This is a genomic window from Baekduia sp., assembly GCF_035685985.1.
Lineage (GTDB): Bacteria > Actinomycetota > Thermoleophilia > Solirubrobacterales > Solirubrobacteraceae > Baekduia.
Map to the genome: position 1 here is coordinate 20,892 of NZ_DASRZV010000016.1, position 22,490 is coordinate 43,381.

The 22,490-nt window shown below is 75.3% G+C and carries 22 protein-coding genes and 1 riboswitch; of the genes, 13 read left to right on the forward strand and 9 right to left on the reverse strand.

Annotation, left to right across the window (positions count from 1 at the left end):
- Window positions 1–227: 227 nt before the first annotated feature.
- The 7 genes from VFG42_RS08785 (at window position 228) to VFG42_RS08815 (ending at window position 10,069) form a co-directional block, all read left to right on the forward strand.
- Entirely contained in the window at window positions 228–1,025 is a 798-nt protein-coding gene (locus tag VFG42_RS08785; protein WP_324907394.1) for a glycosyltransferase, read from the forward strand.
- A complete protein-coding gene (locus VFG42_RS08790) occupies window positions 1,022–2,230 on the forward strand; it encodes a glycosyltransferase (RefSeq protein ID WP_324907396.1) in 1,209 nt (402 codons plus the stop codon). The genes VFG42_RS08785 and VFG42_RS08790 overlap by 4 nt, the downstream gene beginning before the upstream one ends.
- Window positions 2,190–3,350, forward strand: coding sequence for a polysaccharide pyruvyl transferase family protein (locus VFG42_RS08795; RefSeq protein WP_324907398.1), 1,161 nt, complete (start codon window positions 2,190–2,192; stop codon window positions 3,348–3,350). Before VFG42_RS08790 ends, VFG42_RS08795 begins: the two co-directional genes overlap by 41 nt.
- Window positions 3,347–6,085 carry a glycosyltransferase family 39 protein gene (locus VFG42_RS08800; RefSeq protein ID WP_324907400.1) on the forward strand — a complete coding sequence of 913 codons (2,739 nt, stop codon included), beginning with the start codon at window positions 3,347–3,349 and terminating at the stop codon, window positions 6,083–6,085. The genes VFG42_RS08795 and VFG42_RS08800 overlap by 4 nt, the downstream gene beginning before the upstream one ends.
- A complete protein-coding gene (locus tag VFG42_RS08805) occupies window positions 6,082–7,680 on the forward strand; it encodes a glycosyltransferase family 2 protein (RefSeq protein WP_324907402.1) in 1,599 nt (532 codons plus the stop codon). The genes VFG42_RS08800 and VFG42_RS08805 overlap by 4 nt, the downstream gene beginning before the upstream one ends.
- Before the next feature lie 122 nt (window positions 7,681–7,802).
- Entirely contained in the window at window positions 7,803–8,654 is an 852-nt protein-coding gene (locus VFG42_RS08810) for a glycosyl hydrolase family 8 (protein WP_324907452.1), read from the forward strand.
- Between the two features lie 83 nt (window positions 8,655–8,737).
- Window positions 8,738–10,069, forward strand: coding sequence for a hemolysin family protein (locus VFG42_RS08815; RefSeq protein WP_324907404.1), 1,332 nt, complete (start codon window positions 8,738–8,740; stop codon window positions 10,067–10,069).
- A gap of 396 nt (window positions 10,070–10,465) precedes the next feature.
- On the opposite strand, the gene VFG42_RS08820 is transcribed toward VFG42_RS08815, so the two are convergent.
- Window positions 10,466–11,098 carry a glutathione S-transferase family protein gene (locus VFG42_RS08820; RefSeq protein WP_324907406.1) on the reverse strand — a complete coding sequence of 211 codons (633 nt, stop codon included), beginning with the start codon at window positions 11,096–11,098 and terminating at the stop codon, window positions 10,466–10,468.
- Window positions 11,099–11,172: 74 nt separating this feature from the next.
- On the opposite strand from VFG42_RS08820, the gene VFG42_RS08825 reads away from it, so the two are divergent.
- A complete protein-coding gene (locus tag VFG42_RS08825; RefSeq protein WP_324907408.1) occupies window positions 11,173–12,111 on the forward strand; it encodes a LysR family transcriptional regulator in 939 nt (312 codons plus the stop codon).
- Here the strand turns inward: VFG42_RS08825 and VFG42_RS08830 are convergent.
- The 7 genes from VFG42_RS08830 to VFG42_RS08860 all read right to left on the reverse strand — a co-directional run bounded on the left by VFG42_RS08830 (window position 12,096) and on the right by VFG42_RS08860 (window position 18,212).
- A complete protein-coding gene (locus VFG42_RS08830; protein ID WP_324907410.1) occupies window positions 12,096–12,890 on the reverse strand; it encodes a 3-hydroxyacyl-CoA dehydrogenase family protein in 795 nt (264 codons plus the stop codon). The two genes, VFG42_RS08825 and VFG42_RS08830, sit on opposite strands and share 16 nt — an antisense overlap.
- Before the next feature lie 99 nt (window positions 12,891–12,989).
- A complete protein-coding gene (locus VFG42_RS08835; RefSeq protein WP_324907412.1) occupies window positions 12,990–14,048 on the reverse strand; it encodes a hypothetical protein in 1,059 nt (352 codons plus the stop codon).
- Window positions 14,045–14,275 carry an exodeoxyribonuclease VII small subunit gene (gene xseB, locus VFG42_RS08840; protein ID WP_324907414.1) on the reverse strand — a complete coding sequence of 77 codons (231 nt, stop codon included), beginning with the start codon at window positions 14,273–14,275 and terminating at the stop codon, window positions 14,045–14,047. Before xseB ends, VFG42_RS08835 begins: the two co-directional genes overlap by 4 nt.
- Window positions 14,275–15,606: an exodeoxyribonuclease VII large subunit gene (gene xseA, locus VFG42_RS08845; protein WP_324907416.1), complete on the reverse strand. Its 1,332-nt coding sequence runs from the start codon at window positions 15,604–15,606 to the stop codon at window positions 14,275–14,277. The genes xseB and xseA overlap by 1 nt, the downstream gene beginning before the upstream one ends.
- Window positions 15,603–16,625 (reverse strand): LLM class flavin-dependent oxidoreductase, encoded by a 1,023-nt coding sequence (locus VFG42_RS08850; RefSeq protein WP_324907418.1) that lies wholly within the window; start codon window positions 16,623–16,625, stop codon window positions 15,603–15,605. The genes xseA and VFG42_RS08850 overlap by 4 nt, the downstream gene beginning before the upstream one ends.
- Before the next feature lie 67 nt (window positions 16,626–16,692).
- Entirely contained in the window at window positions 16,693–17,013 is a 321-nt protein-coding gene (locus tag VFG42_RS08855; RefSeq protein ID WP_324907420.1) for a hypothetical protein, read from the reverse strand.
- The gene (locus tag VFG42_RS08860) at window positions 17,010–18,212 is read right to left on the reverse strand and encodes a cell wall-binding repeat-containing protein (protein WP_324907422.1); all 1,203 of its coding nucleotides are present in this window, start codon (window positions 18,210–18,212) and stop codon (window positions 17,010–17,012) included. The genes VFG42_RS08855 and VFG42_RS08860 overlap by 4 nt, the downstream gene beginning before the upstream one ends.
- Before the next feature lie 191 nt (window positions 18,213–18,403).
- A riboswitch (cyclic di-AMP (ydaO/yuaA leader) is annotated at window positions 18,404–18,548 on the forward strand.
- A gap of 4 nt (window positions 18,549–18,552) precedes the next feature.
- Here VFG42_RS08860 and VFG42_RS08865 point away from each other — a divergent pair.
- The 3 genes from VFG42_RS08865 (at window position 18,553) to pspAA (ending at window position 20,298) form a co-directional block, all read left to right on the forward strand.
- Window positions 18,553–19,173, forward strand: a complete 621-nt coding sequence (locus tag VFG42_RS08865) for a hypothetical protein (protein WP_324907424.1) — start codon at window positions 18,553–18,555, stop codon at window positions 19,171–19,173.
- A 67-nt stretch (window positions 19,174–19,240) separates the two neighbouring features.
- Window positions 19,241–19,999, forward strand: a complete 759-nt coding sequence (locus VFG42_RS08870; RefSeq protein ID WP_324907426.1) for a PspA/IM30 family protein — start codon at window positions 19,241–19,243, stop codon at window positions 19,997–19,999.
- Entirely contained in the window at window positions 19,996–20,298 is a 303-nt protein-coding gene (pspAA, locus tag VFG42_RS08875; protein WP_324907428.1) for a PspA-associated protein PspAA, read from the forward strand. The genes VFG42_RS08870 and pspAA overlap by 4 nt, the downstream gene beginning before the upstream one ends.
- Here pspAA and VFG42_RS08880 read toward each other — a convergent pair.
- Window positions 20,246–21,292 (reverse strand): hypothetical protein, encoded by a 1,047-nt coding sequence (locus VFG42_RS08880; protein ID WP_324907430.1) that lies wholly within the window; start codon window positions 21,290–21,292, stop codon window positions 20,246–20,248. The two genes, pspAA and VFG42_RS08880, sit on opposite strands and share 53 nt — an antisense overlap.
- Before the next feature lie 109 nt (window positions 21,293–21,401).
- Between VFG42_RS08880 and VFG42_RS08885 the strand changes: the two genes are divergently transcribed.
- Together VFG42_RS08885 and VFG42_RS08890 are read left to right on the forward strand one after the other, a co-directional pair.
- Window positions 21,402–21,794 carry an ATP-binding protein gene (locus VFG42_RS08885; protein ID WP_324907432.1) on the forward strand — a complete coding sequence of 131 codons (393 nt, stop codon included), beginning with the start codon at window positions 21,402–21,404 and terminating at the stop codon, window positions 21,792–21,794.
- Window positions 21,791–22,477 carry a cobalamin B12-binding domain-containing protein gene (locus VFG42_RS08890; protein WP_324907434.1) on the forward strand — a complete coding sequence of 229 codons (687 nt, stop codon included), beginning with the start codon at window positions 21,791–21,793 and terminating at the stop codon, window positions 22,475–22,477. The genes VFG42_RS08885 and VFG42_RS08890 overlap by 4 nt, the downstream gene beginning before the upstream one ends.
- The last annotated feature ends 13 nt before the right edge of the window (window positions 22,478–22,490 follow it).

A 22,490-nucleotide genomic window follows, 5' to 3' on the forward strand; every position in this document is an offset into this window, starting at 1 on the left:
ATCGCGGTCACACGAACGCGACCTGGCCCGCGTCGTCGGGTAGGTGTTGGTGTGCGCGACGGCAGGGACCGCTGCGCGTGTCGACGGCAAAGGGGTAGGACTCCCGGGTCCGCGTCGTCGGCCTGAACACGCAGCATCGTGCAGCGAACGTGGGACCGGAGCGTCCCCGCGCCCGCACGCGACCGCCACCAGTTGGACACCCCCATCCCGGATCGGGAGGAATCGCTTTGCGCCTGGACATCGTCATGCCCGCGCACAACGAGGAACACCGGATCGGCCCGACGCTGGACAGCTATCGGGCCGTGTGCGCCGACCCGCAGACCCAGTTCGTGGTCGCGCTCGACGCCTGCACGGACGCCACCGCCGACATCGTCGCCGACCACGCGCGCCGGGACGCGCGCGTCGTGGCGCACGAGTTCCCCAAGCTCGGCAAGGGCGGCGTGGTGATGGAGGCCTTCGCGCGCTCCGACGCCGACCTGGTCGGCTTCGTCGACGCCGACGGCGCCACGCCGCCCGGCGAGCTGCTGCGGATCGCCGACGCCGCGCGGGAGGTCGGCGGCGCGATCGCCTGCCGCCATCACCCCAGCGCGGTGCTCCCGGCGGCGCGGCCGCCGCTGCGCCGCCTGACCAGCGCGGGCTTCTCGTTCGCCGTCCGCCGCCTGCTCGGGCTGCCCTACGCCGACACGCAGTGCGGCGCGAAGGTCCTGCGGCGCGACGTGGTCGCCGACGTGCTGCCCGCGCTGTCGACCAGGGACCTGCTGTTCGACGTCGACCTCCTCCAGGTCGCGCGCGACCGCGGCCACGCGCTGGCCGAGGTCCCGACGATCTGGGTCGACCAGGACGGCTCGCGCGTCAGCGCGGTCAAGGACACGCGCCGCATGGGCGCCGGGCTGCTGCGGCTGTGGGCCGCGCGGCGGCGGCGGCGCGAGCGCGACCGCGTCCCGGCCGTCCCGGCGGCGAGGCCCGCCGCCGCGCGCCGCTTCGACCGACCCAATGTCCCTGCCTTGATCGGAGGCCGCCGATGAGCCGCCCGACCCCCGACGTCTGCCTGATCTCGCCCTATCCGCCGCGCGGCGAGCGCCACGGCGGCCACAGCGGCGTGGCGTCCTACACCGCCCATCTCGCGCACGCGCTCAGCGACGCGGGCGCGCGCGTCGAGGTCGTGGCCCCGCGCGCCGACGGCGAGCCCGAGCGCTCCCAGGACGGCCCGGTCGCGATCCACCGCGCGTTCGCGACGGGCCCGGCCGCGCTGCCCGCCGCCGCGCGGGCCGCCGGCCGCACCGGCGCGCCGCTGACCCACCTTCAGCACGAGACGTTCCTGTACGGCGGGCCCGCGTCGGTCGCCGGGCTGGCGCCCGCGCTGGCCGCGCTGCGCGCCCGTCGCGGGACGGTCGTGACGATGCACCACGTCGTCGACCCCAAGGCCGTCGACGCGGACTTCGTCGCGCTGCACCGCGTCGGCGCGCCGGTCGGGCTGGCGCGCGCGGGGATCGCCGCGGTGCGCTCGTCGATCCGGCGCCTGGCCGACGCGGTCGTGGTCCACGAGCCGGGGTTCGCCGAGGTCGTCGACGGGTCGCGCGTCGTGCCGCACGGCGTCGAGCCCGGCGGCGGGCCGGCGGACGCGGTCGCGGCGTTCCGCGCCGCCCACGGCCTCGACGACGGCCGCCTGGTCGTGCTGGCCTTCGGCTTCCTGGCGCCCTACAAGGGGCTGGAGCGCCTGCTGCGCGCGGGTCGCCTGGCCTCCGAGTCCGTCCACGTCGTCATCGCCGGCGGCGAGCACCCGCGGATGGGCGGCCCCGGCGGCTACGCCGACGAGTTGGTGAACGCCTACGGCGACGTCGCGACGTTCACCGGCCGCGTGCCCGACGCCGACGTCGCCGCGTGCTTCGGCGCCGCCGACCTGGCCGCGTTCCTCTACCCGCAGCCGGTCGGCACCTCCGGCGCGCTGGCCCTGGCGCTCGCGCACCGCACGCCGATCCTCGTGTCGCGCGCGCTGGCCGGCAACGCGGGCGTCCCGGACGCGCTGGTCGCGCCCGACGGCGACGCCGCGCTGGCCGCGCGCCTGCGCGACCTCGCCCACGACGGCGTCGCCCGCGACGCGCTGCGCGACGTCGCCGGCGAGCTGCTGGACGGCCGCACCTGGGCCGCCGTCGCCCGCCGGCACCTGGACCTCTACGAGGAGGTGAGCCATGCCGACCGCCGTGCTCGCCGGGGCCTTCGGGCAGCGTAACCCCGGAGACGACGCGTTGTTGTCCGCCTTCGCGGCGGGCCTCGAGGGCTGGGACCTGACGGCGACCGCCGCGTTCGGCGCGCCGGAGTCCGCGCTGGCCGGCTGCACGCCGGTCCGCTCCGACGACCCGGTCGCGGTCGCCCGTGCCGTCGCCCGCGCCGACGCCGTCGTCTTCGCCGGCGGCACGGTCTTCAAGACGCTGGGCAGCGCCTGCGGCCGTCCGCCGCTGTCGCTGCTGCGCCGCGCGCTGGCGCTGGCCTCGGGCGCGTCCGCGCTCGGGCGCCCGCTGGCGATGGTCGGCGTCGGAGCCGGAGCGCTGCCCAGCGCGCCCGCGCAGTCGCTGGCGCGCCGGCTCGTCAACCGCGCCGACCTGCTGATCCTGCGCGACGACGAGTCCGCCGCCGTGCTCACGGACGCCGGCGCCCGGACGCCGTTTCGCGTCGGCGCCGACCCGGCGTGGACGCTGTTCCTCGACGCGCCGCTGAACGGCCGCGGCGCGGTCGACGCCGCCGCCCGCGCGCGCCGCGGCGTGCTCGTCGTCCTCTCCCACCACGCGGGCGGCCCGCGCCTGGCCGCGCGGCTCGCCGACGCGCTGGCGCCCGTGCTCGCCGCCGGCGTCCCGCTCGTCCTGCAGCCATTTCAAGTTGGTGTTCCTGGTGCGGACGACCTGGAGCTCGGTCGCGCGGTGCGCGACCGCCTCGGCGGCGTGCCCGAGCTGATCGTCCCGCCCGCCGACCTGATCGAGGCCCGGGACCTGGCGCGCGAGTTCGGCGCGGTCGTCGCGCTGCGCTTCCACGCGGCGATGGCCGCGGCCGCCGCCGGCACGCCGTTCGTCGCCTACGCGCACGAGCCCAAGCTGGCGGCGATCGCCCGGCGCCTGCGCCAGCCGGTCGTCGGCGGCACCGCGACGCCCGAGGCGCTCGGCGCCGCCGCGCTGAACGCGATCGGCGGACCGCCGGCCGGCGCGCCCGCCATCAAGGCCGAGGTCGCGCGCGCCGAGGAGGGCTTCCGCCTGCTGGCGCTCGTGCTGACGCGCGGGCGCGGGCGGCCCGCCGACGACGTCAGCGGCCTGCCGCTCGCGCCCGAGCCCTGGACCGTCCCCGAGGAGGTGCGCGCTTGAGCGTCGCCGTCCCCGCATCCGCCTCGAAGACCGCCCGTCGCCAGGCCGCGCGCCTGGACCTCCGGCGCCTGGCCGCCGAGCAGGCGGGCGTGGCGACCGCGCAGGTCGTCGCCGGCCTGGGCAACGCCGCGTTCGCGGTGATCGCCGCGCGGCTGCTGTCGCCCGGCGGCTTCGCCGACGTCGCCGCGTTCCTGGCGCTCTACCTGCTCGTCCACGTCCCGGCCTCGTCGCTGAGCGCCGGCAGCGCGCTGGACCACGGCCTCGCCGGCCGCGTCCGCCGCCACGTCGTGGCCGGCGGCATCGGCCTCGGCGCGGTCGTCGCGCTGCTCGGCGTGCCGCTGGCGCCCGTCCTCGGCCTGCCGGTCGCGCTGGCGTTCGTGCTCGCCGTCGGCGTCCCGTGCGCGATGCCGCTGGCGCTCGAGCGCGGCCGCCTGTTCGGCGCGCGCCGCCACGGGCGCGCCGCCGGATCGCTGCTGGTCGAGCCCGCCGTCCGCCTCGGCCTCGGGATCCCGCTGGCCGCCGCGGCGGGCGCCCCCGGCGCCGCGCTGGCCGTCGTCGCCGGCGGCTGGGCCGCGCTGGCGGTCGCCGCGCGCGGCCACCGTCCCGGGGCGCCGCCTGCGGTCTCGGACGCGGCCGTCGCGCCGTCGGCCACCGGTCCGGCCGTGGCCGCGTTCCTGGCGCTGGCGCTCGTGCAGAACCAGGACGTCCTGCTGGCCAACGCGCTGCTGAGCGACCGCTCGGCCGGCGAGTTCGCCGTGCTCTCGACGCTCGGCGGCATCGCCGCGTTCGCGACGACGACGATCCCGCTCGTCCTGCTGCCGCGGGCGCGCGGGGGAGAGGCGCGCGCGCTGACCGCCGCGCTCGGCGCCGCCGCGGCGCTCGGGCTCGGCGCGATCGCGGTCGTCGCGCTCGCGCCGCACGCGATCGTCGCGATCGGCTTCGGCGCGAAGTTCGCGGGCGTGGCCGGGCTGGTCGCGCCGTACGTCGGCGCGATGGCGATCCTCGGGATCGCCCGCGTGCTCGTCGCCCAGCGCTGCGCGACCGGCGCCGGGTGGCGCTTCGCGGCCGGCGTCGGCGGCGTCGCGGCGCTGCAGGCGCTGGCGATCCTCGCCTTCGCCCGGACGCCGGGCGCCGTGGCCGCGTGCACGTTCGGCGCGGCGACGCTGCTGGTCGGCGCCTCCTACGCGGGCGGCGGCGCGGTCGTGCTGCCGTTCCCGCGCACGCCGGCCGTGCCGCGGGTCGGCACCGGGCCGCGCGCGGCCGAGGCCGCGCGCGACCACCGCCGCTCGCTGGCCTTCGTCGCCGCGATCACGCTGCTGGCGCTGCTGCTGCGCCTGGTCGCGACGCGCAGCCTGTGGCTCGACGAGGCGACCTCGGTCACGCAGGCGTCGATGCCGTTCGGCGACATGCTGCACGCGCTGCGGACGACCGACGTCCACCCACCCCTGCACCACGCCGTGCTATGGGTGGTCATCCACCTCTTCGGGACCGACCAGCTGGTCGTGCGCGCGCCGTCGATCGTCGCCGGGACGCTGATGGTCCCGGTGCTGTGGCTGACCGGCCGCGAGCTGTGGGGCCCACGCGCGGGCCTGGCCGCCGCCACGCTGGCCGCGGTCGCGCCGTTCGCGGTCTGGTACGCGCAGGAAGCGCGGATGTACGCGTTCTTCATGTTCTTCGCGACGTGCGCGCTGTACGCGCAGCTGCGGGCGATGCGGTCGGGCCGGGCGCGCTGGTGGGCCGCCTTCGCGGTGGCCGGCGCCGCGCTGATCTGGAGCCAGTACTTCGCCGCGCTGGTCGTCGCCACGCTGCACGCGGGCACCGCCTGGCAGCTCTGGCAGGCGCGCCGCCACGGCGAGGACGTCAAGCCGCGCCTGCTCGGCTGGCTGGGCGCGCTGGCGCTGACCGCGCTGCTCCTGGCGCCGCTGGCGCACTTCGCCCTGTCGCAGTTCCACGCCAACGAGGCCGCGGGCCGCGGCTTCGACCAGTCGCCGTCGCAGGCCGGCGGCGACGTCGACGGCGGCCGCCAGGGGCCCGGCGTCTACTCGGCGCTGACGAACCTCGTCTGGGCCGTGTGGGGCTACCACTCCAACTCGACGATGGCCGCGCTGACCGCGCTGTGGCCGGCGCTGATGCTCGGCGCGCTGCTGCTGCTCGGCCGCGGACGCCCCGGCCGCTCGGGCCTGGTCGCCGCCGTCGCGGTCGTCCCCGCGCTGGGCATGACCGTGCTCGGCGAGGCCAAGCCGTTCCTGTTCGAGGCGCGCTACTTCATCGCCTTGACCCCGATGGTCCTGCTGTTGATGGCCCGGGCGACGACCGGCTGGACGGCCTCGCGGACGGGCGCGCTGCTGGCCACCGGCGCGGCGGTGGCCTCGCTGGGCGTCGGCACCGCCGACCAGCAGCTCAACCGCTCCAACCCCAGGTTGTATGACTTCAAGGGAGCGCTAGCGCGGATCGACAGCCAGGCCAAGCCCGGCGACGTCGTGCTCTACGAGCCCGACTACCTGGGCGACCTGGTGCGCTACATGCAGCCGGGCCTCAGGGCGGTGCCGCTGGACAAGGGCATCCCGAAGGCCGACCCGCGCCACCGCCGGCGGGTCTTCCTGCTGGCGAGCTTCCTCGACCTGAAGCAGTACTCCGACGGCACCGCGAAGGGCCTGACGCAGCTGTCCCGCGGCGGCCGCAAGCAGATCGACCACTTCAAGAAGCCCCAGGTGAAGGTGTGGGTGTACCGATGAGATCGACCGAGACGACCGTGCGCACCGACCCCCGGCTGGCGCCGCCCGCATGGGACGCCCGCCCCGGCGCCCACGCCGCCGCCCGCGTGCGGCTCATGGCGCTGCTGGCCCTGCCGCTGGCGCTGTGGTACTTCGGGTGGCTGCTGTCGCCGGGCCGGATCGGCTCGCCGATCCTGTACACGATCCTGATCGCGGCCGAGGCGTTCAACCTGGTCCAGGCGGTCGGCTTCTGGTGGACGGCCTCGCGCCAGCGCAACCGGCCCGCGCTGCGGCTGGTCGGCGCGGCGAGCCCGCCGCGGGTCGACGTGCTGATCCCGACCTACGACGAGCCGGTCGAGGTCGTCGAGCCGACGGTCGCCGCGGCGATGCGGATGCGTGGCGCGGATCTCAAGGTGTACGTCTTGGACGACGGGCGCGGCGACGCGATGCGCGCGATGGCCGCCCGCCGCGGCGCGCGCTACCTGACGCGGGCGCGCCGCGCCGGCGCCAAGGCGGGGAACATCAACGACGCGCTGCCGCGCACCGACGGCGAGTTCCTGGTGGTGTTGGACTGCGACCACGTGCCCGCCGAGCGGATGCTGGAGGCGACGCTCGGCCACCTGGCCGACGAGCGCGTGGCGATGGTCCAGACGCCGCAGTACTACGCCAACGCCGGCGCCAACCGCGTGGCCGCCGCCGCGTGGGCGCAGCAGGCGCTGTTCTTCGGAGCGATCGCGCGCGGCAAGGACGGCATGGGCGCGATGTTCTGCTGCGGCACCAACATGGTGTTCCGGCGCGCCGCGCTGACCGACGCGGGCGGGTTCCCGGAGGACTCGGTCACCGAGGACTTCGAGCTGTCGGTCAAGCTCCACGAGCGCGGCTGGCGGACGACCTACGTGCCCGAGGTGCTGGCGTCCGGGCTGGGCCCGGAGGACATGAAGTCCTACGTGAGCCAGCAGCAGCGCTGGGCACGCGGCTGCCTCGGCGGCCTGCGCAGCGCGTGGCGCGCCGACCTGCCGCGGCGGACCAAGGCCCAGTACCTGCTCTCGTCGATGTACTTCTTGAGCGGCTGGACCGTGTTGGTGTACCTGACGATGCCGGTCGTCCGGATCCTCGCCGGCGCCCAGCCGCTGGCGGGCGCGACCGCCGACCAGTTCCTGTTGCACTTCGCGCCGTACTACGCGGTCGCGCTCGGGATGGTCGCGGTGGCCGGCGCGGGCTCGTTCACGTTCGCGGGCTTCGCGCTGGCGACGTCCTCGTTCTGGATCCACGTGCGGGCGTCGCTGCTGGCCGCGGTCGGTCGGCGCGGGCGCTTCGTGGTGACGCCCAAGGAGGGCGAGCTGCGCCGGCAGCCGGGCGCGGTCTGGCCGGCGCTGACGGTCGTGGCGATCCTGCTCGGCGTCGCGATCTACGGCGTGCTGAAGGACCCGTCCCCGGCGACCGTCAACAACGTGGCCTTCGCGGGCTTCCACATCTCGATCCTGATGGCGGGCGCGTGGCCGGCGCTGTCGCGGCCCGACGCGCCGCCCGCCGCGGCGGTGGACGAGACGCCGGTCTCCGAGCCGGCGGCGGCCGCGCGGCGGCGGGAGCGCGAGCGGGAGCGGGTGGCGGCCTGAGGCGCGCGCTCGCGACCGCCCTGGCGCTCGCGCTCCTGGCGCTCACGGCCGCCGCCGGCTGCGGTGGCGGCGGCGACGCGCAGGCGCCGCCGACCACGCCGGCCGGCGCGGCGCGCGCGTTCCTGCGGCGCTACGTCGAGCCCGACGGCCGCGTCGTGCGCCGCGACCAGGGCGGCGACACGGTCTCCGAGGGCCAGGCCTACGCCATGCTCGCCGCGGTCGGGACCGGCGACCGCGCGACGTTCGCCCGCGTGTGGGGCTGGACGACCAAGCACCTGCGGCGCGGCGACGGGCTGCTGTCCTGGCGTCCCGGCGACCCGCAGCCCGCCGCGGACGCCGACCTCGACGCGGCGCACGCGCTGAAGCTCGCGGCCGGCGCGTGGCGTCGTTCCGACTACGCCAAGGCGTCGCGGCGGATCGCCGACGCGATGCGCGGCGCCGAGATCCGCGACGGCGTGATCGTCGCCGGGCCGTGGGCCAAGGGCCGCGGCGTCACCAACCCCTCCTACTTCGACCCGCGGGCGCTGGCGGCCCTGCGCATGGACGACGTCGCCGACGCGACGCGCGCGGCGCTGGCGCCCGTGTGGCAGGCCGACGCGCCGCCGGACTGGGCGACCCTCGGCCCGCCACCGGCCGCCTCGGGGCCGCCGGGCGGCGGCGACGGCGGGCCGTCCTACGGCTACGACGCCGCGCGCGTGCCGATCCGGCTGGCCGCGTCCTGCGACCCCGCCGACCGGCGCGTCGCGGCGTCGTTCAGCGGCCTGAAGACGCGCGCGCCGAGCGACCATCCGGTCTTCCTGATGGCGCGCGCGGCGGCCGCCCAGGCCCGCGGCGACACGGCCGACGCGAGCGCGCTGATGGACGATGCCGCGCGGCGCGACGCCGACGCGCCGACCTACTACGGATCGGCCTGGGTGGCCCTCGGACGGCTGCTGTTGCAGTCCAATCGGCTCGGAAGCTGTCCAGGGCGCTGAGCGGGCTGGTACCGTTCGGGCCGTCGCTCCATGAACGACGACCCTTCTCGAAGTAGCGCCGGGCACGGACCCGGCCCCAACGCGTGACCGTCCTGCTTCTCGCAGCGGTGGTGGTGCTGATCGCCGTCAACGGGTTCTTCGTGTCGGCGGAGTTCGGCCTGGTGCGCTCGCGGCGCGCCTCCCTGCAGGAGCTGGCCGAGGACGGCAACGCCGGCGCGGCCCGCGCCCTGTCGCTGCACGACGACCTCAACCAGTACCTGAGCGCCTGCCAGTTCGGCATCACGCTCGCGTCGCTGGGCATCGGCTTCCTGGGCGAGCCCGCGATCGCCAAGCTCTTCGAGCCGCTGTTCGGCAGCCTGTCGCACGAGCTGTCGGTCGCGATCTCGGTGGCGATCGCCTACATCATCGTCACGGGCAGCCACGTGGTGGCCGGCGAGCAGGTCCCCAAGATCTACTCGATCATCCACCCGGATCGGGTGGCGATCCTGATCGCGCGCCCGCTCAAGGCCTTCAACAGCGCGATGAAGCCGTTCATCTCGCTGCTCAACGTGGTGTCCAACGCGATCCTGCGGCTGCTGCGGGTCGACCCGGACGCGGCCAGCGAGGAGGGCGCGACGCCCGAGGAGCTGCAGATCCTGATCTCCCAGGCGCGCGCGGGCGGCAAGCTCGACGCGGGCGAGGCGGGGATGCTGACCGGCGTGTTCCACCTGCACGAGCAGGAGGCGCGCCAGGTGATGACGCCGATCCCGGCGGTCGTCACGGTCGACCTCAGCGAGGACGTCGAGACCGCGCTGCGCCGCTGCATCTCCTCCGGCCACACGCGCCTGGTCGTCACCGAGGACGACAACCGCGACCGCGTGCGCGGCATCGTGCACTCCAACTCGCTGGCGCGCTCGCTGATGGCCGAGGGGCCGTCGGCGTCGCTGGAGCCGCTGGTGCGCGAGGCCGTGATCGTGCCCGAGACCAAGGCCTTGGACGACCTGCTGGCCGACCTCCAGCGCCAGCGCTCCTCGATGGCGGTCGTCGTCGACGAGTACGGCCGCGTCGTCGGCATCGTCACCGTCGAGGACATCATCGAGGAGGTCGTCGGCGAGATCGACGACGAGACCGACCCGGCGGGCGGCCAGATCCGGCGCCTGGCCAACGGCGACTGGTTCGTCCGCGGCCACGTCGCGGTGACCGACCTGTTGGACTACGGCGTCGAGCTGCCGGTCGACACCGACGCCTATAACTCGGTCGGCGGCTTCGTCTTCGCCGAGCTGGGCCGCCTGCCCAAGCGCGGTGACACGATCACCGCCGACGGCTACTCGATCCGCGTCGAGAGCGTGCGCGACAACCGCATCGAGGCCGTCCGCATCCGCGAGCGCCGCGCCCCGCAGGGCGTGGTGTCCGGCGGCGAACAGCGCGACGACTGACCGCAAGTTCGCCGGCCCGCCGCCGTTGTAGCCGGTGGAACGGACCCCGGACTCCGTGGACGGACAACAACCGGGGACCCATCGGGACCGGCTCGTGGGACAGCCGGGACCGACATCGGGCGAGCCGGGGTGGGCTCGTCCGGGACGTCTTGAGGGCGACCGGCTTGGATCTCCTGCCGTTTGGCCGGTCGCCCTCCGAGACGAGGCCAGGCGGACGCGCGGCGAGGCGGAGGCCAGGCGGCGAGGCGGACGCGGCGGCGTCGCGCGGGCCTCGCGGAACCTCCCCCGAAATCGAACCGGCCCGCCTGGGTGGCGGGCCGGATCGTGCTTCTGGGAGGAGGTGCACGTGCGAGTACGTTCGCGAGAGCGATTCTCTGCCCGGTTCCTGAAGCCGCGCTAAAGGTTGGCGATGGGCCCGGCAAGAGCGGGCGAGAGTCTGGACATGCGGTCGATCCAGGCCGTCAGACGGGGCGGCGGAGCCTCGCTCAGCGCGTCGATCAGGATGCCGTGGAAGAGGTCGTCGTCGTCGGGATCGACGCTCGTCGCGAAGCGCAGGAAGGGGTAGGCGCAGACGTCCGCGGCGCCGACCCGGTCGCCGAGCAGGAACGGGCGGTCGGCCAGCAGCGCGTCGAAGCCGACCGGCCAGGCGCGCAGCTGCTCGCGCCAGCCGGGGATGCGCGGGTCGCCCGGGTCCGCCGCGTCGATCGCGTTGGGCGGGACCTTCCAGACGAAGTTGAAGAAGTCGATGAACGCCTGGACCTCGCGGCGTGCGCGCTCGTCGGCCGGGTAGAGCGGATGGGGGTCGGGCCAGGTGGCGTCGATCCACGCGACGATCGGCATCGAGTCGGTGAGGACCTCGCCGGCGTCGGTCTCCAGCACCGGCACGAGGTCCTGGCCGCTGACCGCGCGCACGCCCGAGCGGTCGCCGGCGGGATGCTGGACGACCTCGACGTCGTCCAGGCCCTTGAGCGCGAGCGCCAGCCGGACGCGATGGACGTTGGTGGAGTGCGGGATCGCGTGGAGCCTCATGGTGCTGGGGACGATCCCAGCGCCGCGCCGTCAGCGCGACTGGAGTTCTTGACGTCAGCCATAAGCTGCCCTTCATGCTGGACGCGAGGAAGCTCCGGGTGCTGCGCGCGGTCGCCGAGCACGGCTCGTTCGCCGCCGCCGCGGCCGAGCTGCGCTACACGCCGTCGGCGATCTCCCAGCAGATCGCGGCGCTGGAGCGCGAGGCCGGCGCGGTGCTCGTCGAGCGCGGGCCGCGCGGCACGCGCCTCACGCAGGCCGGCGCGGTGCTCGACCGCCACGCGGCGCTCGTGCTCGGCCAGCTCGCGGCGGCGCGCGCCGAGCTGGAGGACCTCCAGCGGGTGCGCGGCGGCTCGGTGCGCGTCGCGGCCTTCGAGTCGGCGTGGACCGCGCTGGTGCCCGCGGCGATGTCGCGCTACCGCGCCGAGCACCCCGGCGTCGAGCTGCACCTGGCCGAGGAGGATCCGGTCGCGGCGGTCGCCGCCGTGCGCGCCGGGACCTGCGACGTCGCGGTCGTCTTCGAGCCCAACGCGCTCGGGGACACCGATCTCGCCGGGCTCGACCGCACGGTCGTCGCCCACGACCCGCTGTGGGCGGTCCTGCCCGCCGGCCACCCGCTGGCCGGGGAGGAGGCGATCGACCTCGCGCGGCTGGCCGCCGACCCGTGGGTGGCGCCGACCGCGTTCTGCGCCGGCGTCGTGCGCGCCGCGTGCGCGCGTGCGGGCTTCGAGCCCGACGTCGTCTTCTCCAGCGCCGACTACGGCGCGGTGCAGGGCTTCGTGGCCGCGGGCGCGGGCGTCGCGCTCGTGCCGTTCCTGGCGCTGGCCCACCGCGAGCGCGCGGTCGCCCGGCCGCTGGCGGGCGCGGCGCCGACGCGGGTCCTCAGCGCGGTCACCGCGGTCGCGGGACCGCGCCCCGAAAGCGCGACGGCGGTGGTGCGCACGCTGCGCACCACCGCCGAGGCCCTGCTGCCGGCCGCGCCGCGGGCGCGGGCGGCGTCTCAGTCGTACGTGTAGAAGCCGCGCCCGGTCTTCTTGCCGAGCGCGCCCTCGTCGACGAGCCGGCTCAGCGACGCCGGGACGTCGGCCCCGATCGCCTCGCCGATCGCCTTGGAGACGTCCAGGCCGACGAAGTCCAGCAGCGCCAGCGGGCCCATCGGGTGGCCGGCGCCGAGCTTCATGCAGGTGTCGATCGCCTCCGACGAGAGCCCGGTCTCCTCCTGCAGCGCGACGGCGCTGAACAGGAACGGGAACAGCAGGCGGTTGACGACGAAGCCCGGGATGTCGGGGACGATCACCGGCGTCTTGCCGAGCGTCTCGACCAGCTTGGTCGCGCGCTCGCGCGTCTCGGCGGAGGCCTCGGCCGGGAACGCCAGCTCGACGAGCTTCATCCGCGGCACCGGGTTGAAGACGTGCAGGCCGACGAAGCGGTCCGGCGCGCCGCTGGCCGACGCGATCTGCGCCACCGAGAGCGACGACGTCGTGGAGCCCAGCAGCGTGTGGCCGTTGACGACCTCGCTCAGCCGGCCCCACAGCTCGGCCTTGGCCTCGACGTCCTCGGCGATCGCCTCGATGACGATGTCGGCGCCCTCGAGCTCGCTCAGGTCCTGGACGATCGTGACCTGGGCGCCGTCTACGTCCTCCATCTTCGAGGTCGCCTTGTCCACGGTCTTCCGCGCGCGATCCGCGGAGTTGTCCGAGCGCGCCCAGAGGACGACCTCTCCGTGCTGCGCCGCCGCCGCGGCCAGGCCGCAGGCGATGGCGCCGCTGCCGACGATGCCAAGTCTCTCATCCATAGATGCGGAGTTCTACAGATTGGAGGGGCCGCGCGCGGCGACCCTGGTTGATTGGCCAGTCGACGGTTCGGTCAGTTGGTGGCGCCGCCACCAACACCCCTATCCCCAGCGGAACCCCGTCGCGCTCGCCAGCACCGGCAGCGGCGAGGACGGCAACCCGGCCGGCGGATCGACGTCGTTGTAGCCGCCCGGTGCGACGTCGTTGGGCCCGTCGGGATGGAAGATCGACGCGAGGTACTGGATCTGCCCGCGCCCGACGCCCAGCTCGAACTGGCCGCCGCCGTACATGCGGATGCCGTGCCCCTCGCAGTGCTCGTACGCCGCGAAGAGCGGCCGGATCCCGCCGAGCCGGGAGGGCTTGACGTTCACCATCCGCGGGGCGAAGGGCAACCCGATGATGTCGTCGACCGAGTGGATGTTCGCGTCCCAGGTGATCCGGTCGCGGTACGGCTCGAGCACCGGGTCGGTCTCGTCCGTCAACCCGGGGTCCTCGATCCAGGCGTCCGGGAAGGCCTCGGCCACGCGGCGGTAGAGCGCCGGGTCGGGCGTGTTGTCGACGACCGACCCCACGTACAACCCCTTCAAGTCCACCGTGTCGACCGCGCCCGTCCGCACCAGCTCCGCCACCAGCGCGTCGTCCCAGGACTTCGTCGGGTCCAGCTTGAACCGCAACCCGGGGTACTTGGCCAGGCGCGTGCGCAGCGGCTCGGCCGTCGCGGGCTCGCCGAGGCGCAGGGAGCAGACGAACGTCAGCGGCTCGGCGCGGCGCCCGAGCGCGTCCTGCAGCGACAGCCCGTTCTGGGCCAGCGCGAGGTCCAGCGCCGCCGACTCGTAGGCCCACACGCGGTACTGCACCGACGCGTCGTGGCGCGCGGGCTCGGGCCACAGGTCCAGCCCCGCCAACATGTCGCAGAACGACTCCAGCGTCCAGGACCCCGCGAGCGGCTGCGTCGCGCCCGCCTCCTGCAGCGCCCGCTGGTCGTCGGCGTCGTAGGAGACGTCCTCGCCCAGGCCCTCGTGGCCGTCGCCGCCGCGCAGCCGGATCACCGTCGAGACGCGGGTGAAGTCCGACGAGACCGCGCGCTCCAGGCGCTCCAAGGCGTAGTCCTCGATCTCCAGCGTGAGGCCGGAGATCCGCGACCAGAGCGAGTCGCTCATGCGGGCCGCTGCTCCAGCCGGGCGACGAGCTCGTCCAGGCGCAGCTCCTCCAGGCCCTGGCCGACCGCGTCCAGCTCGCCGGCGCAGAACTCCACCAGCCCGCGGCCCTCCTGGCAGAGGTCGAGCGTCTCGCGCAGCCCGGCCTCGCCGGAGTCCAGGCGCTTGATGATGGTCTCGAGGCGCGCGGTCGCGGTCTCGTAGGACATGGTCTCGGTCTCGGAAGACATCACGAGCCCTTCTTGTTGTCGTCGTTGATCTTGGCGTCCACCGGCCCGTCGGCGAAGAACAGCCGGACGTCGCCCAGCTCGCGCGCCCGGGCGGCGCTGGTCACGATCCCGCCGGCGCCGTCGTCGACGATCGCGTACCCGCGCGCGACCGTGCGCTCGGGGTCGTGGGCGGCCAGCGCGGCGGCCAGCGAGTCCAGCGCGGCGCGGCGCGCGCGGTCCTGCGGGCCGGCGGCGGCGCCGGCCTTGCGCTCCAGGACGAGCGCGCCGCGGGCGACGCGCTCGCGGTCGGTCGCCACCCGGCGGCGTGACGCGGCGCGCAGCTCCTTGAGCCGCTGGTGCAGGGCGGTCCGGTGGCGCGCGATCGCCTGCGCGGGCGCGCGCGAGAGCGCCGCGAGGTGCCGCGCCCGTCCCACCACGGCGCGGCGCCCGTGCGCCTCCAACGCGGTCGCGCACCGCGCCAGCGCCGCGCGCGCCTCGACCGGGTGCGCCGGGACCGCGCTCTCGGCGGCGTGCGTGGGCGTCGAGCACGACACGGCGGCGACGTCGTCGATCAGCGTCCGGTCGGTGTGGTGGCCGACCGACGCGATCACCGGCACGCGCAGCAGCGCGACGGTCCGGCAGAGCGTCTCGTCGCAGAACGCGAACAGGTCGGCCAGCGACCCGCCGCCGCGCGCGACGATGATGACGTCGACCTCCTCGACCGCCGCGAGGTCCTGCAGCGCCCGCGCGATCCGCGGCGCCGCGTGCCGGTCCTGCACCGGCGCGAACGCCCACACCAACCTGCCCGCCCAGCCGCGGCGGCGCAGCCCGGCCAGCACGTCGTCGCGCGCCTTGCCGCCCTCGCCGGTCACGACGCCGATGCAGCGCGGCAGCGCGGGGCGGGGGAGGCGCTTCTGCGGCTCGAACAGCCCGGCGGCCCCGAGCGCGCGGCGCAGCGCCTCCATCTGGGCGAGCAGGTCGCCCTCGCCGGCGATCCGCAGCGCGGTGACGTCGAAGGAGAACGACGGCGACGACGTGCGCGACCCGGGGTAGTAGTCCGGCCCGCCCGCGACGACGACCGCGCAGCCGTCGACGAACGTCGTCGCCGCGAAGCCCGCGCGCTCGAACGCGTCGCGCCACATCGAGCACGGCACCGCGCCGTCGCCGTCGCGCAGCTCGAAGTAGACCTTGGCCTTGCTGGCGCGGAAGTTCCAGACCTCGCCGAACAGCTGCACCCGCGCGCGTTGGCGCAGGTACTCGCGCAGCTTCTCCGCGTAGCTGCCGACCGGGAACGGGCCGGCCAGCGCGGAGCCGGCGATGCCTTCGGGACGTGGGAGAGGACCGGCGGTCATCGCGTCACCGTCGCCGCCGCCAGCGCGCGCAGCACGCCGGGCTTGTCCTCGCCGCAGGGCACCGCGACCAGCGTCGTGACGCCCGCGCGCTCGTAGATCGCCAGCCGCTCGTCCAGGCCCGCGGGCGTCGTGGCGATCGCGCCCGCGTCGACCAGGTCGTCGGTCACCGCCGCGACGGCGCCCGCGCGATCGCCCGCCAGCGCGTGGGCCTGCACGTCGCGCGCCGCCGCGCCGTGGCCCTGGCGCTCGGCCAGCTCGACGTAGAAGTTCTTGTCCTTGGCGCCCATCGACCCCAGGTAGAACGCCAGCCACGGGCGGACGGCGTCGCGGGCGGTCGCGAGGTCCTCGTCGACGGCCAGCGGCACGACCGGCGCGACGTCGATGTCGGCCGGCGACCGGCCCGCCGCCTCCGCGCCCTCGCGCAAGGGCCCCAACAACGTCTCGGGCTCCCGCGGGTCGAGCATGAACGGCAGCCAGCCGTCGGCGATCGCGCCCGTCTGGCGGACCGCCTTGGGCCCGATCGCCCCGAGGTAGATCGGGAGGTGGTCCTGCACGGTGCGGGTCAGCAGCTTCAGCGGCTTGCCGAGGCCGGTGCCGTCCGCGCCGCCCTCCAGCGGCAGCGACACGCGCTCGCGGTCCAGCACGCGCCGAACCGTGTCGACGTACTCGCGCGTCCGCTTCAAGTTGTTCACGAACGGGACGCCGTACCAGCCCTCGGAGACCTGCGGTCCGCTCAGGCCCAGGCCGAGCCGGAAGCGGCCCTCGCTGAGCACGTCCAGCGACGCGGCGGCCATCGCGGTCGCGGTCGGCTTGCGCGCCGGGATCTGCATCAGGCCCGAGCCGAGCGCGATCCGGTCGGTCTTGCCGGCCAGCAGGCCGAGCACGCTGACCGCGTCCTGGCCCCACGCCTCGGCGACCCAGACGCTGTCCAGCCCCAGCCGGTCGGCGAGCACCGCCAACTCCACCTGCTCGGCAGGCGTGAACCAGGGCCAATAGGCGAGGAAGGCTCCCGCGCGCATCGTCGCGAGGGTATCGCCGGGCCCGGCCGCTCAGGGCCGCGGCGGACGTCCGGAGGTCCCGGCGGGGCTAGATCGTCGTGTGCGGCTCGGGCGTCTCGGACCCGACGCCGCCGACGTTGCCCGCGCCCGTCACCGAGCGCAGCGGCGGCAGGCCCGCCTCGGCCGCGTGGCCGCGCGTCTCGCCGCTGAAGCCCAGCCGCGTCAGGCGCGCGATCTCCTGCTCGCCCAGCGCGCGCGCCGGATGGTCGGCGGGCAGCGGGTCGATCAGCCGCGCGATGCGGTTGCGCAGCTGCAGCGCGAAGTGCGGGGTGGAGGCCCCCATGAGCTGACGGACGTCATCGACGGTGACGTCGCGGTTGAGGCGGTCGGGGCTCTCGGCCTGGCTCATGAGGTGCTGTCGTTGCTTCCGCGTTCGTTGACGGGGACGATCTCCAGAAGGGAGTCGATCGCCGACTGCACGCCCACGCTGAACGCGGACTCGTCGCCGACGATCCAACCGTGATTGTAGACGCCGCGGACCGGATCCCTGGTGTAGCCGGGCTGGACGTCCAGGAGATAGCTCGACAGCGCGCGCGGGAGCTGGTCGGCGCTGGTGGACACCAGCAGCGGTCCGTAGGTGCCGGAGGCGCTCAGCGGCGCGGCCGCGCCGGCGTCGCCGGGCCGCGAGGCGTTGGCGAACACGAAGCCGTGGCCGGGGTCGACGACGCCCCAGCCGAACGAGCCGTCCAGGAACCGCGCGAAGGCGACCGACGAGGCGGCGGGGTCGGGCCCGGCGATGCGCGTCGGGGAGCCGAGCTTCTTCAGCTGCGTCATCACCTTGTCGGAGACCGTCGACTTCGGGCCCAACACGTAGATCTTGGGCTGCTGGTGGGCGGAGATCGCGGCCTTGGTGTCGGGCGGGATCGAGTCCTTGTCGACGAACAGCACCGGGTCGCCGGCCTTGGCCGCCCACGCGGCGGCGGGCATCGCGTAGGCCGGGTCGTCGGAGCCGACGACGATCACGCGGTCCGACGTCGTGCCGCGCGCGGCGGACTGGAAGGCGTCGATCGCGCGCGCGAGCGCGACCGGGTCGGCGCCCTTGAGGTCGGTGGTCTTCAGGCCGTCGGGCGCGGGCACGTCGCCGACGCGGATGACCTGGGCGCCGCCCGCGTCCTTGGAGCCGGTCGGCGCGAGCGCCTTCAGCGCGTCGATCGTCGCGGCGGGCAGGTCGTCGGTGCCGTGCGCGTAGAGCAGCGGCGCGCGGATCGGGGACGACATCAGCACGGACGCGGCCAGCCCGACGCGCCAGTCGGAGTCGTCGGCCAGCACGACCGCCCGGGGCCGCGTGATCCGCGAGGCGCCGCTGTACACCGCGCGCGCGGCAGCCGCCGCGTCGGCGACCGGGTCGGCGCCGCCGATCCGCGTCGTGTTCTTGGTCGCGAACGTCGGGAAGCCGAGGTCGGTCGCGGCGGTGCGCTCGGTGCCCTTCGCGCCGGTCGTCGGCGTGGTGCGATCCTTCTGGCCGCCGTTGGGGGCGGAGCTGCGGCCGCAGCCGACGGCCAGCAGCGCGACGAGCAGCGCCGCGAGGACGATTCGCGGTGAGCGCATGAGGCCGGAGAGGCTACGGCGTCCGGCGCGGCGACCGCGCCGCCAACGGCCTCCGAACCCCTCCCCGACCGGGGGATCATCGGTCCGCCGGGTGACAATCGGCCTCTTCACCCCGCATTTCGGAGCCGACCCCCGGAGTGCAACCTGCATTGCGGGACGTCGATGTGCATCTTTCGTCCCGGTGGTGTAGGTTTCCGCCCACGCCGAACCCGGGTGAGGAGCCCGGGGCGGGGGACCCAGGTTGTTTGGGGCGAATCTCATGGCTCGCCATGGGAGGCGCAGGCTCTTTTAGCGCTAGCCCGTCAGCTAACCCCGCAGGCCGACGAAAGAGGAAACTGCCTTGCGGGCATACGCCCTTGCGCTGACGATCGCCGGTTCGCTTGCCTTCGCCTCCACGGCGGCGGCGCAGACGACCCCGTCGACCGGCGGCACGGACACGACCAGCAGCGCACCGGCCACCGTCGTCGACCCGGCGGTCGCCACCGGCGGCGCGGCCTACGGCCAGCCGAACCCGGCCACCACGCAGCTGACGCCCGAGCAGTCGGCGACGGTCCTCCCGACCGGCTACGCCGCCGCTCCGGCGACCGCCCCGCAGGAGGTCAAGGACGCAATCGCCGCGGCCAACGCGATCGTCGGCAAGCCCTACGTCTACGGCGGCGGGCACAACTCGAGGTTCCTTTCCCGCGGCTACGACTGCTCCGGCACGGTCTCCTACGCGCTGCACGGCGCCGACCTGCTGAGCAAGCCGCTGGACTCCTCGTCCTTCATGAAGTGGGGCGCCAAGGGCGCCGGCACGTGGTTCACGATCTACACGAACCCGTCGCACGCGTTCGTGGTCATCGCGGGCCTGCGCCTGGACACCTCGGCCGCGGGCGACCCGTCCGGCGCCAAGGGCCCGCGCTGGCGCCCGGTCCTGCGCAGCACCAAGGGCTTCACCGCACGTCACCCGATCGGCTTCTAGGCCACCGAAGGCCTGGGGCTGGGTAGGCTAGGAGCCTCCCCCTTCCCCCGATTCGTACGGAGGCCCGATGCCGGGTGTGAGTGGCCGTTTCTCCACGGTCGTCAAGGCGAAGATCTCGAAGCTGCTGGACCGCGCGGAGGACCCGGCCGAGACCCTCGACTACAGCTACCAGAAGCAGCTGGAGTCGCTGCAGAACGTCAAGAAGGGCATCGCCGACGTCGTCACGGCGAAGAAGCGTCTGCAGATGCAGTCCACCAAGCTGGAGCAGTCGGTCGTCAAGCTCGACACGCAGGCGCGGCAGGCGCTGTCCCAGGGCAACGAGGAGCTGGCGCGCGTCGCGCTGGAGCGCAAGAACGTCGCCCAGACCGAGCTTCAGAACCTCGACTCGCAGGTCTCCGAGCTGGAGGCCCAGCAGCAGAAGCTGACCGACAGCGAGCAGAAGCTGCGCGCGAAGATCGAGGCCTTCCGCACCAAGAAGGAAGTCATCAAGGCCCAGTACAGCGCGGCCGAGGCGCAGGTGCGCATCTCGGAGGCCGCGACGGGCGTCGGCGAGCAGATGGCCGACGTCGGGCTGGCGATGCAGCGCGCGGTCGACAAGACCGACCAGATGAAGGCCCGCGCCGACGCCGTCTCCGAGCTGGAGGCCGCGGGCACGTTCGAGGACCTCACGCAGCTGGGCTCCGGCGAGGACGACATCGACAAGCAGCTGCGCGAGCTGTCCAGCGGGGCGGCGGTCGACGACGAGCTGGCCAAGATGAAGGCCGAGCTGGGCTCCGGCTCCGGCGGCGGCGACGCCAACAAGCAGCTCGAGGAGGGCCAGGCGTGATCGTGCGCATCTCCGACGAGGGCCAGTTCGAGCTCTCCGACGACCTCCACTCCCAGCTCAACGACCTCGACGACGCGACCGTCGCCGCCGTCGACTCCGGCGACGAGTCCGGCTTCTACCGGGCCTTCGAGGCGCTGCTGGACTTCGTGCGCTCCAACGGCAAGATGCTGGCCGACGACGACCTGCGCGGCTCGCACATCATCCTGCCGCCCGCCGACCTCACGTTCCACGAGGCCGGCCAGGACTTCAACGGCGAGGGCCTGGTTCCGGACACGGAGCCCGCGGCCCAGGACAACTAGCTCGGCTCGGCTCGGCGAGGGGCAGGGCGTCGGCCAGCCCTGCCTCCGCCAGCGCCGCCACCGTCCGCGGGTCGCCCAGCGCGGCGACCGTCGGATCCCACGGCCGCTCGGCGTCCCAGGCGACGAGCGCGCCGAGGCCCTCGGCGTCGGCGGCCATCAGCTCGCGGAGGTCGAGCACGATCCGTGGGTAGAGCGTGCGGCGCGTCTCGACGATCTCGCGCAGGCGCGCCACCGACGGCGGATCCAGCAGCCCGATCGGCGCGACCGTCAGGCGGGCGCCGTCGCGGCCGAGGCGCACGCCCCACGGCACGGCGCCGTGGCCGCCGCGGCCCATGCGTCGGCGCAGCAGCGGCGCGAGCGCGTCGGTGGTGCCGACGACGTGGTCGGCGGCCATCCCGGACGGGTGGTCGGCGGCGGCGAACGCGACGCCGACGATCAGCGGCGGCGCGGTGACGCGGCGCAGCAGCGAGAGCGCGCGCTGGGAGGCGAGCACCTGCGCGGCGTCGCCGGCGGGCGCGACCACGACCTCGGCGCGCGCGGCGCCGATCGCCTCGACGACCGCCTCCGCGTCCTGGTCGAGCGCGACGGCGGTGACGCCCCAGCCGCCCGCGTCCAGCGCGTCGGCCAGCGCCTGGCCGTCCAGCTCGCCGAGCACGCCGGCGGGCACGAGCACCGCGGCGCGGCGGCCGAGGCCCTCGTCGGTGGTCGGCAGGCGGCCGACCAGCTCGGCCAGCGCGGCCTGGGCGCCCGAGCGCGCCAGCGCGCGGCGCTCGTCGGCGATCGGGCCACCACCGCCCGCGACGCTCGTCGCCTCGGCCTCGGCCAGCGGCGGACGCAGCACGCGCGCGTAGATGGCGCCGGGCTCCTCGCCGGCGGCCGAGGATGCCGTGACCGCCTCGCGCAGCGCGACCGGATCGCGCGTGGTGGGCGGAGTCTGCGCCCGCGGAGGGGCGCCGGGGTCCGGGGCCGGCCCGAACTGGGGATCGCCGGCCATCGGGGCCATGCTACGCCACGGGCCGTCGATCCCGGGGGGATTCCGGTCCGTCGGCGCCGCGCCGCGTGGTGCGTCTGCCGCCGGGGTACCTATCCTCCGAGCCGCGCACGTGATCGTCGCCCAGGACATCCCCCGAGACCCTCGCGCCCCCGCGGTCGCCCGCCGGATGGTGGACGAGCTGGGCGACGCGGTCGAGGCGCGGTGCGCCGAGCGGGCGCGGCTGCTGCTGTCGGAGGTCGTCACCAACGCGGTCCGGCACGGCGAGGGCGAGCACGTCCGCGTGCTGCTGGACGCCGTCCAGGGCGGCGAGCTGCGCTGCGAGGTGGTGGACGAGGGCCACGGCTTCGTCCCCAAGGCGCGCGACCGGCCGTCGACGGTCGAGGGCGGATGGGGGCTGCACCTGGTCGAGACGCTCTCGCGCCGCTGGGGCGTGCGCGAGGGCAGCACCCACGTCTGGTTCGAGCTGGCGGCCGGCGCGCCGGGCCCGAGCGCGTCTTCTTGACGGGCCGGACGTCCTCCGCCGCGGGCACGGTCGATCTCGGCGAGGTGCGCCGTCGGTACCTGGAGCATCTGCTGGCCCCCGACGCGCGCGGGGCGTGGGACGCGATCGCCACCGCGCTGGACGGCGGGGCGCGCGCCGAGCAGGTCTACCTCGACGTCCTCACCCCGGCGATGGTCGAGATCGGGCAGCTGTGGGAGACCGCGCGGATCGGCGTCGCGCAGGAGCACCTGGCGACGCAGATCACCCAGACCGTGCTGGCGCGGCTGGCGCCGTCGCTGGAGGACGCCGCCGCGGCATTCGCGGGCGGCCGGCGCCGCCGGGCGATCGTGGCCGGGACGCCCGGCGAGCTGCACGGCATCGGCGCGCGGATGGTCGCGGACTTCCTGGAGGCCTCGGGCTGGGACGTGCTGCTGCTCGGCCCCGACACGCCGGTCGGCGAGATCGTCGCGCTGGCCGCGCGGCGCGAGCCCGACGTCGTGGCGCTCTCGACCTCGTTGTCGTTCAACCTGCTGGCCGCCGGCCACGTCTTCGCGCGGCTGCGCGAGCTCGACGCCCCGCCGCTGCTGATCGCCGGCGGCCGCGCCTACGAAGGCCACGGCGACCGCGCGCTGCTGGCCGGGGCCGACGTCTTCGCGGCCGATCCCGAGGCCCTGTTGCGCGAGCTGGCGCTGCGGCTGCACTAGGTTCATCCCCACC

Bases quoted from the DNA above. Each gene is read 5' to 3' on its own strand.
- VFG42_RS08790 (WP_324907396.1), top strand. From the start codon at position 1,022: ATGAGCCGCCCGACCCCCGACGTCTGCCTGATCTCGCCCTATCCGCCG.
- VFG42_RS08795 (WP_324907398.1), top strand. From the start codon at position 2,190: ATGCCGACCGCCGTGCTCGCCGGGGCCTTCGGGCAGCGTAACCCCGGA.
- VFG42_RS08805 (WP_324907402.1), top strand. From the start codon at position 6,082: ATGAGATCGACCGAGACGACCGTGCGCACCGACCCCCGGCTGGCGCCG.
- VFG42_RS08820 (WP_324907406.1), bottom strand. From the start codon at position 11,098: ATGAGGCTCCACGCGATCCCGCACTCCACCAACGTCCATCGCGTCCGG.
- VFG42_RS08825 (WP_324907408.1), top strand. From the start codon at position 11,173: ATGCTGGACGCGAGGAAGCTCCGGGTGCTGCGCGCGGTCGCCGAGCAC.
- VFG42_RS08830 (WP_324907410.1), bottom strand. From the start codon at position 12,890: ATGGATGAGAGACTTGGCATCGTCGGCAGCGGCGCCATCGCCTGCGGC.
- VFG42_RS08835 (WP_324907412.1), bottom strand. From the start codon at position 14,048: ATGAGCGACTCGCTCTGGTCGCGGATCTCCGGCCTCACGCTGGAGATC.
- xseB (WP_324907414.1), bottom strand. From the start codon at position 14,275: ATGTCTTCCGAGACCGAGACCATGTCCTACGAGACCGCGACCGCGCGC.
- xseA (WP_324907416.1), bottom strand. From the start codon at position 15,606: ATGACCGCCGGTCCTCTCCCACGTCCCGAAGGCATCGCCGGCTCCGCG.
- VFG42_RS08850 (WP_324907418.1), bottom strand. From the start codon at position 16,625: ATGCGCGCGGGAGCCTTCCTCGCCTATTGGCCCTGGTTCACGCCTGCC.
- VFG42_RS08855 (WP_324907420.1), bottom strand. From the start codon at position 17,013: ATGAGCCAGGCCGAGAGCCCCGACCGCCTCAACCGCGACGTCACCGTC.
- VFG42_RS08860 (WP_324907422.1), bottom strand. From the start codon at position 18,212: ATGCGCTCACCGCGAATCGTCCTCGCGGCGCTGCTCGTCGCGCTGCTG.
- VFG42_RS08870 (WP_324907426.1), top strand. From the start codon at position 19,241: ATGCCGGGTGTGAGTGGCCGTTTCTCCACGGTCGTCAAGGCGAAGATC.
- VFG42_RS08880 (WP_324907430.1), bottom strand. From the start codon at position 21,292: ATGGCCGGCGATCCCCAGTTCGGGCCGGCCCCGGACCCCGGCGCCCCT.